Annotated in this window: 12 protein-coding genes and 2 pseudogenes; 4 read left to right on the top strand and 10 right to left on the bottom strand. The window is 36.1% G+C overall.

The annotated features are described in order from the left end of the window. Positions 1-78: 78 nt before the first annotated feature. A pseudogene (locus AWH49_RS20585) lies at positions 79-354 on the top strand (arsenic resistance protein); the annotation flags it as partial. Between the two features lie 107 nt (positions 355-461). On the opposite strand, the gene AWH49_RS01280 reads toward AWH49_RS20585, so the two are convergent. Then, positions 462-1,940, bottom strand: a complete 1,479-nt coding sequence (locus AWH49_RS01280; protein WP_244886760.1) for a HAMP domain-containing sensor histidine kinase — start codon at positions 1,938-1,940, stop codon at positions 462-464. After that, positions 1,930-2,607, bottom strand: a complete 678-nt coding sequence (locus tag AWH49_RS01275; RefSeq protein WP_063964409.1) for a response regulator transcription factor — start codon at positions 2,605-2,607, stop codon at positions 1,930-1,932. The genes AWH49_RS01280 and AWH49_RS01275 overlap by 11 nt, the downstream gene beginning before the upstream one ends. 276 nt (positions 2,608-2,883) lie before the next feature. Here AWH49_RS01275 and AWH49_RS01270 point away from each other — a divergent pair, with 276 nt between their 5' ends. Next, the gene (locus AWH49_RS01270) at positions 2,884-3,114 is read left to right on the top strand and encodes a hypothetical protein (protein WP_063964408.1); all 231 of its coding nucleotides are present in this window, start codon (positions 2,884-2,886) and stop codon (positions 3,112-3,114) included. A 209-nt stretch (positions 3,115-3,323) separates the two neighbouring features. On the opposite strand, the pseudogene AWH49_RS18845 reads toward AWH49_RS01270, so the two are convergent. Further along, positions 3,324-3,431 (bottom strand): annotated as a pseudogene (locus AWH49_RS18845) (IS66 family transposase); the annotation flags it as partial. Between the two features lie 252 nt (positions 3,432-3,683). Between AWH49_RS18845 and AWH49_RS01265 the strand changes: the two are divergent. Further along, positions 3,684-4,163, top strand: coding sequence for an immunoglobulin-like domain-containing protein (locus tag AWH49_RS01265; RefSeq protein ID WP_063964407.1), 480 nt, complete (start codon positions 3,684-3,686; stop codon positions 4,161-4,163). A 403-nt stretch (positions 4,164-4,566) separates the two neighbouring features. On the opposite strand, the gene AWH49_RS01260 is transcribed toward AWH49_RS01265, so the two are convergent. From AWH49_RS01260 to AWH49_RS01255, 3 genes are all read right to left on the bottom strand, one after another. After that, entirely contained in the window at positions 4,567-4,887 is a 321-nt protein-coding gene (locus AWH49_RS01260; protein ID WP_244886759.1) for a small multi-drug export protein, read from the bottom strand. A 123-nt stretch (positions 4,888-5,010) separates the two neighbouring features. Next, positions 5,011-5,178 carry a hypothetical protein gene (locus AWH49_RS19810; protein WP_157723651.1) on the bottom strand — a complete coding sequence of 56 codons (168 nt, stop codon included), beginning with the start codon at positions 5,176-5,178 and terminating at the stop codon, positions 5,011-5,013. A gap of 265 nt (positions 5,179-5,443) precedes the next feature. Beyond that, complete coding sequence (locus tag AWH49_RS01255; protein ID WP_157723650.1) at positions 5,444-5,818, bottom strand: DUF4878 domain-containing protein; 375 nt, start codon at positions 5,816-5,818, stop codon at positions 5,444-5,446. 418 nt (positions 5,819-6,236) lie between these two features. Here AWH49_RS01255 and AWH49_RS18840 point away from each other — a divergent pair, with 418 nt between their 5' ends. Next, positions 6,237-6,329, top strand: coding sequence for an IS3 family transposase (locus AWH49_RS18840; protein WP_082193962.1), 93 nt, complete (start codon positions 6,237-6,239; stop codon positions 6,327-6,329). Between the two features lie 40 nt (positions 6,330-6,369). Here the strand turns inward: AWH49_RS18840 and AWH49_RS01250 are convergent, their stop codons facing one another. From AWH49_RS01250 to AWH49_RS01225, 4 genes are all read right to left on the bottom strand, one after another. After that, entirely contained in the window at positions 6,370-7,386 is a 1,017-nt protein-coding gene (locus AWH49_RS01250) for a tRNA dihydrouridine synthase (protein WP_063964468.1), read from the bottom strand. A 962-nt stretch (positions 7,387-8,348) separates the two neighbouring features. Then, the gene (locus AWH49_RS20915) at positions 8,349-8,480 is read right to left on the bottom strand and encodes a hypothetical protein (protein ID WP_280512807.1); all 132 of its coding nucleotides are present in this window, start codon (positions 8,478-8,480) and stop codon (positions 8,349-8,351) included. 668 nt (positions 8,481-9,148) lie between these two features. Then, positions 9,149-9,766 (bottom strand): DUF6241 domain-containing protein, encoded by a 618-nt coding sequence (locus tag AWH49_RS01230; RefSeq protein WP_063964402.1) that lies wholly within the window; start codon positions 9,764-9,766, stop codon positions 9,149-9,151. Positions 9,767-9,946: 180 nt separating this feature from the next. Continuing rightward, a complete protein-coding gene (locus tag AWH49_RS01225; RefSeq protein WP_063964401.1) occupies positions 9,947-11,779 on the bottom strand; it encodes a dihydroorotate dehydrogenase in 1,833 nt (610 codons plus the stop codon). Between the last annotated feature and the right edge of the window lie 457 nt (positions 11,780-12,236).

Below are 12,236 nucleotides of genomic sequence, written 5' to 3'. Positions count from 1 at the left end.
AATTATTGTGTATTTTAAGAGAAGAAAAATAAGCCCTTTGAATGAAAAAGAATATTAAACATAAACAAATCTTGTTTTGTTCATTTATATGTTGCTTTTATGATCATCGTACCTGTTGTTTCTCGATTTATCGCTAAGTGGTTTAAGCTCGATACAGGATCAGGCCGTGTCCTTATCTTCAGTGGATCAACACGCAATTCTCTTGTAGTTCTTCCTCTTGCCTTGGCGTTGCCCAACGAGTTAAGCACGCTGGTAGCTGCCGTAATCGTAACGCAGACAATCGTTGAGCTTGCAGGTGAACTTATTTATATTCGATTAGTACCTAATCTAATTTTACGTGAAAAAACAACCTAATTTCGTATATGTCTTCTAAGAAAGAAACACCTTCTATTATCGTATGTCAAACTATTACGATTCAGGGGGTGTTTGTTTTACTTGTCTATTTTACTTCCTCTAATAGTTTATTCAATAAGTAACATGAGACGAAATATAGTTTCATGCGGTGAGGTTGATATTAAGAACAATTCACAATTATTAGCTTCAGCAAGTAATCGACTTAAAGGTAACCCAAGCCCTAATCCTTGCTTCTTCTTTCTTTTACTGTCTCCTCGATAATATCGTTCAAAAATATAAGGAATTTCTTGTTCTGCAATACCTTTACCATTATCTAATATATCAAGGTACAGCTTTTTTTCTTCCATATTGAGGCTTAAAGTGATTTTAGTAGCCTCTGCTCCTGCACTATTCATTAAGAGGTTAAGCAGAATTTGCTTAATCTGACCTCTGTCAGCTACTATTTTCAGTGGTTTGATTAAAGGAGAGACATCAATGTCTATATCTTTAAAACCTTCTATGGAATGAACCTGTTGGATTACCTCTTCTATTACCTCTGAGAGAGATAATAAGACAAACTCTCCATGAATTGTGCTAGATTCTAATGACGTAAAATCTAATAAATCTTCTACCATTTTTTGCATTCTTTTAGCTTCTTCTAACGTTGTTACTAAAAATTGATCTGCTGTTTCCCCTGTGACAACGCCTCCTTGGACGGCTTGAATCATACCACGAATCGAAGTAACAGGGGTCCTTAATTCGTGAGAAACTCCTGCAAGTAAATCTGTTCTCATTTGTTCAAGTTGTTGCAAACGCTTTGTCATCATCTTAAAAGAAGAGAATAGTTGTTGTAATTCAACTTCTTTTACTTTCGTTGCTGATGGCAGATTCGGCGAGTAATCCCCTTCCGAGACTTGTCTCGCAGCTTCCGTTAATTGATGTAAGGGACGAGTTAATTTTCTAGAAAGGTGATATATTACAAGCCAACCTCCAAATGCGATTCCTAAAATAATAAGCACAAGAAATCCATAAGTTTCTATATTCTTCGAAAGCATCTCTGATGAAGGGGTAGGGGTACTTAAATATAAAGCACCTATAACATTTCCCTCTTTCCTTAGGGGGATGCCTACACGTAGCCATGTAACATCCTTAAGTTCAATTTTTTCTTTAGTTTTTTTACCGCTTAGCACACTTTCTATAGTAGGCGGTGTTTTAGCAAGAGTCTTGGATATTGATATATCTAGACTCGAAAAGTTAACAAGATTATGACCCTCTTCATTAAAAACCTGCATATAATCTTGAGCAACCGGACGCGCTACTTCCGTTGCTATAGCGGGTGTAGTAGGTACAGCAGTTGTGCTAGGTAATTGATCCTGCTGAAAATTTGGTTGTGATTGTATTATATCCATAGCGCGTATATATGAAACACTAAGTTGTTCAGCTCTTGCCTGTAGTATTTGAAAGTTTTGTTGATTTTCGTTTACTTTTAGCCATACACCAGCGACAATCCCTAATAAGATAATAATGGCTATTAACACTCCCGCATATCTACGAGTCCAAAAACGCAGTAAAGGGATACTTTTATCAGACTGTAAGTTAGTTAACACGTAGCACATACCCCATTCCACGTATTGTTTTAATTTCGCCCTCGTCTGGTGACCATTCACGCAAGTGTTGACGAATTCTTTTGATTGAAGCATCTACAGCTCTATCTGCACCCTCATAATTCATACCCCATACATAATCTAATAGTTGATCGCGAGTAAAGCATTGATTGGGGTGTTTTCCTAGGAAGGCGAGCAGTCCCCAATCACGTGGTGACAAAGGAATTAGCTCATCATAAAAAGAGGCTGTACGAGTAGTAAGATTTATTACAAGATGACCTAATCTAATAATTTCATTATCTTCTAAATGTGAGGGACGGCGTAATACGGCTTGAACTCTAGCCACAACCTCCTCAGGATCGAATGGCTTTGTAATATAATCATCAGCCCCTTGTCCAAGTCCTGCTAGTCGTTCGGGCACACTACCTCTAGCCGTTAGGATAATGACAGGACAACTACCATATTGACGGATTTGCTTTAGAACCTCAAGCCCATCATTTTGAGGCAACATCAAATCCAAAAGTACCAATGAAGGGTTACAATTTAAAAAAAATTGAATTACATCACCCTCGCCTGAATGGGAAATCACCGAAAAACCCTTTCTTTCCAAATACGCTTTTAATATGTAAATAATCGGCAATTCGTCCTCAATGAGTAAGATATGCTTCACTATAAAACATCCTTTCTACAATACTTTGTAATTAACTTATCACAATAAGAGCTAAGTCGTTAGTGTATACCTTGAATATGACAATAAAATGACAACGACGCATTATTTCCTATCTAAGCAAGGGATTTGACTTTAGATAAGTGATCATATGTCAGGTGGATACACTACATTTTTTCACCGTCATATTGTTGTCACATTCATTAGTTAAATTAGATGAGTGGGAAACGACATCCCATACTATATCGCACAGCGATTAACAATAAGGAGGAATTTGAAATGAAAAAAGTTCTGTTAATAGGGGCAACGACATTAGCTGTTTCAGTAATAGCAGGAACAGCTTTAGCTTCTCCACTTAATTCTAAAGAGGAATCGACATCAGCAGTAGAAATGACACCTGCAGCAGAAACGACACCTGCAGTAGAAGCGACAACTGAAGTAAAAACGGCATCTGCAGTAAAAGCCACACCATCAATAGAAGCCACAAAAAAAGAAGCTGTAACAAAGTAGTCTCTACTCAAACATTAAAATAAGCAGTTTGATTAAAATCTACTATGAAATAGCAGATTGGTTATACCAGAGGGGTTTTGTACAATCGATTAATTTCCTTGCAAAAAGATAAATTAAATGAAATATCTATTACTTTATAAGTAAGCGCCAAATAGCGCCCACGTGTCTTTCCGTGGGCGCTTTATTGTATAATTTAATTAGTTTTCTTGGGGCATGGCTTTCAGTGCTTCATCTAACTTACAACGTGCATGTGCCCAACAGCCGACAAGCCTCACCTTTGGTATGTCGTTATAGCCTCGATAACCATCGACATGCATGAGGACAACACGTGAATATATGTTTGAAAATTACTTTGTGCGGCTGATCGAGGTAGATAATGTAACTTTAAAATAAAGTTTGATTAAAAACACTCCAAAAATCTGTTTATAACAACAAATAAAAATACTCCATTTTGAAAAAAGATTGATCAAAATGGGGTATTTTCGTTTGCTTAATTCATTAATTTTCATAAAAAAGTTTGATCATTTCGGTGATGCTTATTGTGTGAATCATGGAAAGGAGAGATTTTGATGAAAAAGCATACGATACTCATTTCTTTCTTAACGATAGTGTCCCTTTTGCTAGTCGCCTGTCAACTAGAACCAAAACGATCCGAAGCTAAGATTCATGGGGACCTTCCGTCTTCTAAAGAGGGAATTACAATCAAGCTTAAAAAAGAGCAATATACCACAAAGGATAATGAAGTCGCGGTTACTTTGCAAAATGATGGGAAGGTTACATTCCTTTACGGAACTAACTTTTTATTAGAGAAAAACGTGAATGGAACCTGGTATAGTGTTCCACTTAAAAAAGGAATGTTTTTTACCGATGAAGGGCATCTCCTTGCTCCTAACAAGACAGCATCCGAAGCGATTTTATTCGAAATTTTTAGTGAGGAACTTTCTGCTGGTAACTATCGTATTATCAAAAATTTTCGCGACTATGAAAAAGAACATAGCTCAGAGAACCAAGTAACTGTTGCTGCTCCTTTTAAACTAATCGAGCCGTAAAACAGATACATTATGTTGTATTGAATATAACACAATGATCCAAAATATTGCATTTAGTTTCCTTCTTGTAAACCAAACCAAGCGCCATCCCTTGAATGGTAAGGGATAGCGCTTGGTTTTTGTCTTTTTGTTGAATACAACATAATTGCATTTATGTTGTATTTGTTCAGCAGTATTGATCTAGTTATTCAGAGATTATACTATCCTAGCTAACAACAAAAAAACTATTTACTGACTAGATAAATAGTTTTTTGTTATGGTGTCTAAATTTAATACCAATTTACGTATTTGAGGCCATAAACAGAGCCAACTGTCATAAGAATTGACCAAATGACTAAACTGATTCCCATCCAAGTAATTACTCTAATTCTAGATGAACCTAGCAAAAGAGCTGTTAAAGCTGCTAAATCTGTTCCAAGTAACGAGGGTGAAAGCAAAGCAAACACTGGAAGACCATATTTTCCCCAAATATGTCTGGCTCTAATTTCCCCTTTTTTTCTCTCCGTTTGTTACGCCATTTAGAAATTTGTCTAAAAAATATTGCAAAGACTAAAACCATTATAAAATTTCCTGAAAAAGCAATAATCCCAACGGCTACAGGTGACATCTCCAACATAATACCTACTGGAATAATATAAAAAACATCCAGTAATGGCAATATTGATATTAAAAATAAAGCGATGTATTGCCAAATTCCATCTGCTTGTTGAACCCATTCAACCATCTGAATAACCCCTTGTAAAATAACATTATTTTCCATCTATTTATCTATTATACATTAGTAAGAAAAAACATTTAATATTCTTGTATTATTCAAAAGCAACAAAGTTTACGAAAAAAGCCTTTATTAAAATAAGCAGGCAAGACCTAACAAACCAAATACATAGCAAAAACCAGAAACATATATAAGGCCCACATAAAAGTCATCAAAAGAACCTAATCCCTTAGCCATTATTGCTAAACCTAACATTGTTACTACAATGGCACTTCCAGATCCTTTCAGATAATTGATCATTCTGGCACCTCAGTTAATTTATTTTGTATCAAAAACAAGCTGACTCCTTTTAACTCTACACCGAAATCCTAAATAGTTAATATTTTCTATTTTCGTTTCGAATCAATGTTCTCTTTATACTGCAAACAAACAGCCCGAAGAATCAATAAATTCTTTGGGCTGTTTGTTGTGAATGCCATATAATTACTATTATGTTGCATTGATTATATTAATTCTTACTTTCCAAAAGCACTGACTTATAAGTGTTTTTCATTCAAACAAATCTTTAAAATCCAGCTGCTGGTTTAATAGTTTTAAAATCTTTATCTTTGTTAATACCTTCGAAACCGATATGCAATTTCCATTCCCCAGCCTCTTTCACAAGATTCAAAGGCACCTGATAAACACTACCATCTTTCAACGTTAACACTGCCACAACCTTTGCCGTTTCTTCTGTCACATCTTTTACTTCTTTAATTTCATACTCTTCTACGGCTGAATCGTTGGCTGATGCCTCATAATCTTCAATTCTTTTTTGCCGATCAGGAAAACGCTCATCAATTACCAAATCTGCCATTTGTTCATATTCTTTTGCCTTGGATAACTCCAGATACTCTGTTGGGAACTCTTCCGGAGAAGAACTTTCCAGGATATACGACAATTGTCTATCTAATAACTATAAAAGAGACTGGAGATGATAAAGCTTTCAGTTTAAAAAGGGCTTTAATTACCAAACAAAAACACGCCCCTAGAGGCGTGTCAGAATTATTTTTCTTTGACAACATAACATCCGAACCTACGACCTACAGCTTAGGAGGCTGTTGCTCTATCCTACTGAAAACCCTTATATACCGCTGTTTCTTGTCCGTCCAGTCCAACGGTCATTTTCCGAACTTAGACCGTTATTGTCTTTTTTGTATTATAAGGGTTTAAATTATTGATTTCAACCGAGGAATTTCCTCATTGACCGCTACCCTGTCAAAGCGAAACAAGCTGTTTTCCTAATTTCAGACATAAATTGAAGAAAATAATGATCTTCCCCATTTGCGTACTTTTAATTTGCAAATTCATAACCTAATATAGATTACTATAATAACAAGCGTATAAAGCAAAAATTGGCGGGAATGAGTCCGGTTCAATACCGCCTTCACACCAGCCAATTAACTGCTTAGTATAAACTCTAACTTTTTGGGGGCACACCAGTTTAACGTCCTACTTCGCTTTTACCTTGAATTGGGACACTTCCATCTGTTCCCCCATTCCATCAAGATTCTTTGACCCAAAGTTATCGAGCAATGCACGCACTTCATCTGTTGACTCTGTGCTCATTAATTGATTTCTTAATTCACTTGCCCCTCGAAACCCACGGACATATATCTTAAAAAAGCGATGAAGAGCCTTGAACGGACGTAGCTCTAATTTTGAATATTTATCATGGAGATCCAGATGCAACCTTAAGAGATCAAGCAATTCCTTACTACTATGATCTCTCGGCTGCTTTTCAAAGGCAAATGGATTATTGAAAACACCACGCCCAATCATAATCCCATCAATACCGTATTGATGAGCGAGCTTTAAGCCAGTTTGACGGTCAGGAATATCCCCATTGATCGTCAAGAGTGTATCTGGTGCCACCTGGTCACGAAGTTTCTTAATCTCCGGGATTAGTTCCCAATGAGCATCTACTTTGCTCATTTCCTTTTTTGTACGCAGATGAATGGAAAGATTAACAATGTCTTGTTTCAATATGTGTGTTAGCCAGTCGTGCCATTCGTCTACATCCGTGTAACCAAGCCTTGTCTTTACACTTACGGGCAATCCTCCTGCTTTTGCTGCTTGTATTAAATCTGCTGCAACTTCTGGACGACGGATAAGGCCACTTCCCTTCCCATTCTGTGCCACATTAGGTACAGGACAGCCCATATTGATATCCACACCCCGATAGCCTAGTTTCGCCATACCAATACTCATTTGCCGAAAGTATTCAGGCTTATCCCCCCATATATGGGCTACAATTGGTTGTTCATCCTCTGTAAAAGTCAAACGCCCACGCACACTATGGATCCCCTCTGGGTGACAATAACTCTCCGTGTTTGTAAACTCTGTAAAAAACACATCAGGTCTGGCTGCTTCACTCACTACATGGCGAAAAACAACATCCGTCACATCTTCCATTGGTGCCAGTATAAAAAAAGGTCGTGGTAAATCACGCCAAAAATTATCTATCATATTCAAATTCAAATCCTCTCATTATGGGATACCAGGCCAATCCCTTATCCCAAAATTAAAAAGCAAAATGCCCCTGCTTCTTTTACACTTATACCATGCTTAAGCACTTTTTATCAAACTGATCGGAAATGTTTATTTTAACTTCACAATCTCTGTACAACCAAAATAATCTCCTGCTAAAATCCACTCCATCAACCAGCATTCCACTGTTCGAGTTAAAATAAAGTTTTGCTAAACAAATTGATGCCCTGTTCCCAAAATCAAAATAAACCGCTTCGGCACCAACATGGCACCAAACCCACTTTTCAGCACAGAAAAACAAAAAAGACCACCTCCGAAGAAGTGGTCTTTCACGCCAAAACCCTTTCCCCATAAGGGTTTTAAAGGGTTTATATTTTATGATTCCTACCGGGTTCGAACCTGCGACCTCTACCCTGTTAATGTGACATAAGCCATCTGATTGTATCTGATAAGTATCTATTAAGAACAAATCCCACTTTTTTTAAGTATGTATATCTCAATACCATTTAATAAAAAAAATCACTCCTGCAATGATGTTCAAAATCCCAGAATAAAAATAATCTATCCTATTATAAGTTTGTAAATAAACGATTATTGCACAGGTTACCAATATTACCTGTAAAAACAGTATAGGTTTAATTCTGTCTTCAAGAAATTGTTTTCTAAAAAATGTAAGAATTGTTTTATCTCCTAAATAAAAATTAAATATCCTTTGTCTTATAACCATTTTTCCCAATGATTTCTTGTTCAATTATCCTGCTTCGTTAATTGAAGAAGAAATCCTTTTACAACTCGTACCTTTTAGACAATTATTCAAAAAAAGATAAAATGAACCGATATCTAGGTAGTAGACCGAAACTGTTCAACAAAGAGAGCTCAATTGTGAGAGTCATCAAATTTTACAATAAAAAACACCTAGAATATTTAGGTGCCTTTATAACTTATCGATTTAACTTCTTTTTCGTTCGTTTAATCTTAATAACTTTATATACAAGAAAAACCAATGAAGCTAAAAGAACGAGCCAAAACAACTGGAAAGTTATATCAAACCAATTGATAGCCGAGGTATTCATTAAACCTGCCTCCCAAATTTATGTATATTGATTTATTAAATGGAAACCGGAGAGTAATCAACAGTTCGAAGATATAAGTAAGCAGCACTAATCCCAACTTAGACGGCAATTGACACAAATTGTGTATTAAGAATTAAAAATTAAGATGTCATTGCTACAGTGAATAATACTATAAATAGGCAAACTAAAACAAAGGCTAGGATTGTAAGTAAAATCTTATTCCTTAATCGGATAGTACCCAAACGGTTATAAAGTCTATTTGTCAAACTAATGGTTACTATAGCGAGGAAAGCAATTATACCTATTGCGAGTAAATCAACAGAGCCAAATGGTTTGCTGATGTATTCATCAGAATAATAATTGACAGCAATAAGTGCACTGATTAATACGAATTGATAAACAAAAAACTTAAGGTGACTCATATATGGATTGCCCCAATTCCGTAGGTGTCTTGTATCTAAATTATAGTTTTTTCTGAAAAATAACAAGTAAATCATTAATCAACAGTACGAACAAAAAATTAAACAACCTTATTGTTTTTCAGACAACTTTTTGGTCTTTCAATAAAATACAGCCTTCAGATTTCCTAGCCGTAAAAAAAAAGACAAAGCAGTCTCAATTAAATTGAAAATTATAGAGCTATTATTGAGCTAAAAAATAAGCTCCCATTATTGGAAGCCTATTTCTCGTGCTACGCTTGGATCAAAATATTTAAGAACAAACTCTTTTTCTTGTTCTGAAGTTGCAATTCCTGTTGCAGCTCCTTTAGTTGCCTTCAATCTAGTGTGAAGATAATTATGCTCATGATCGATTGCGCTAAAATTTCCTTCTTTCCACCTTTGGGCTACATAAAGTAAATCTGGATCGTATTCTGGATGATTTTTAAGGTGTGTGATAAGCTGGTCGATTGTTGAAGGCGTCATTGGGACAGCTCCCCATACATCTTCCGCTATAATCTTCTGGTGTGTCATCAAATGCATAACACGGATTACATCTGATTCTGAGTATCCAAATTTGAGATCGTCGCTGTTTTTTACAATACCATCTACGTGAACATTTTCTCCTTCAAGAGCGACGACTTCTACATCTTTTCCTGTTTCGGTCTTATACTTTGCTTCAAGAGCCTGTTCTCTTGCTACTTCCATTTCCCTTGTTTCTGGTGTTCTTTGATTCTGGGCTTTTGTTGCAGGATCATTAAATCCTTCGATTATTCTAGTTTCTTCAAGTTCTGTTTCATTCGTAAGCAGTTCTTTATTATTATTTGAAACTTCTCCAGCTTCCTGCACTTCTTTTTTTCACTGACCAAAAATGTTTCAAGGCTGATCATAACGACTACTAGGCCAATAATTAGGGTCCACCCAATTGTTTTTTTCAAAGCCCATCTTCCTTTCTATCCATTTAAGAAGAATTTCTTATAGACCTATAATTATCTTATGTGAAAGCCGTATCCATTTGTCGATACGGCTTTATTTCATTTTTAAGAAAGGATAAGATAATACTAATCCTAATAAATATAAAATTATTAAAAGGTAAACAGGTAGTAAATGTATAAAGGTTGTATATCCAATATATATATGCGTTCCAATCCCCGCTATAAACGCAGGTAATGCCCCGACAGCAAGGGTATTCCAAACCCAACGTTCCCCTTTTCTGAAACCCCACAAGGAAAGCATTAAAAAAAGCAAACCAACACTTATAAGGGCACTGCCAAATCCTGCTCGGTCATGTGCAATAACGGGAATCAAATTGTTACTCATACTATCTAACATTTGAGGTGACATACACAAGAAGCTTAAATCAGTTGGTACAAAAACTTTGGATACACCTATAGTAGAAATAACTATACCGCCTACTACTATCAAAAATCCTAGTATAATAAACATGAGTTGTCCATAAAGCCCGTATTGCCACGCTTTATCATTCTTTCCATGAATAGAATATGGGGTACTTGTGGCTCTTTTTCCTTCCCTAAAACTAAAATAATATACCGGCAATAAGAAAAGCCAAAATAAACCGTGTAACCAATCAAAGTAACCGAAGCCGATAAAAAGAAAAATACCTAGAAATCCTACGATTGCTGCACTATGAAAAGCAATCCTTGCCCAATGCATGCCATATTTAATTCCGTGTCGTGCAAGCTGGATGTACAATATTCCTCCAGATATCATCGTTCCAGCTAGAGCTATTCTATCATGTGCCATAAATGATAAGATGAGTGGATTTACTTGTAGGATATCAGCTTTTGTCAGTCCGATAAACGATTCATCATAAGGGAGGATAATACTCGTAAATGCAAAATATAAGGCAATGATTCCTCCAATTACGATGGAGAGACCAAACAGAAATGACCAGTACCAGTTTTGTTTTTTAATAGGTCGGGCTTCTTCATATAATAATCGTTCATGAATTCGCTTTGGTAACCCTGGCCCAGCTTTTACATAGCCATCTGTTAGCATTACCAGATCTGCACCAGCACGAACTAAAGCACCAGCCTCCTCTGGTGTCTCCACACCGCCAGAGGTTATGACCATTAGCTCAGGATGTAAATCTTTAACCTGTTTTGCCATTTTAGCTAGGCATTCATTTGCATTTGCAACTTCATGCCAATAGCTGTCCTCCGTTCGATGAGGAGCATTTACGACAATACCTCCAATACATGTATGCTGTATTAATTTCCCCATTTCTAATTTTTTTTTGTTAATTTCATCAGCAGAAAAAGATACATAAAAAGAACGCTCTAAACATATTAAACTTTGATCTACATATGAGTTAATTTGCTCACTTGTTCCGATGAAAATGTCTACAAAAGGCGTTAAATGTTGTACAATTATGTCCCATTCATTTCTTTTTACTTGTGCATCTATCTTAGCAAATATAGGAATTCGAATATTCAGACTTGTTAATTTTTTAATCGCCAATTTGAGAGGGACCTTCTCTTGATGATTAGAAAACAGAATATGACTATTTTCCCTTCTTGGTTCTATTTGGTTTTTAGGTTCGTTTAACACGATTGGTCCAATTTCTACAAATCCGAAGCCTAATTCTTGGAAGGCGTTAATACCTGACAAATTAGGATCAATATGGCCACTTAACCCAATAGGAGAAGGAAATCTAGTATGATAAATTTCCTTTTGAAATTCCCGTGGGGGTTTCATATGCCCTAAAAATCCAATAAGATCCCGACCACCCGGAATGGATGATATTGTACTCATGGATTTATGAAGAAACTCTCGGCTTGTTTTCGGCCTTGTTTTATCTAGTAAAAGTTTTTTTAATGGATGATAAGACCAGTCTGGCATAAACAACACCTTCTAAACATTAATTTAGGCTACTCTTTTTACTGTATCGATCTTAAGTCACTCATTTATTTTTCCTTCTCTAATTCTAGCATGTATAGCTACAAAGCATAAACTGTCCTTTTCTGTTATTTAACGAACTGGTGCTAAAATTCAATAAATGCGCCACAGCTTCAACGGCCTTTGATCTTCCACAATTGGGCGCGATTGAGGACATTCGAGAAATATTTACTCATTTATCAATTTCCATCCTAGAAGAAAGTCTTTTTAAATAAATGAAGTTTTTCATTAAAATTTGGGAGCGTCAAGAATTTTGTGTAAATGACGGAACCCCTATACTTATAAACCGTCATTTAGTCTGTTGATTTGAACCTGGCTGCGAGCTCCGCACGTGCTTGATCGAAACCGATATGACATCGTCTAGCGAAGCGTTCGTTCTACTCTCCCAATCCTCCACCAA

The organism is Domibacillus aminovorans (assembly GCF_001643235.1).
GTDB lineage: Bacteria > Bacillota > Bacilli > Bacillales > Domibacillaceae > Domibacillus > Domibacillus aminovorans.
Note: the sequence above shows the minus strand (reverse complement) of the source record. Positions and strands in the feature narration are given on the sequence as shown.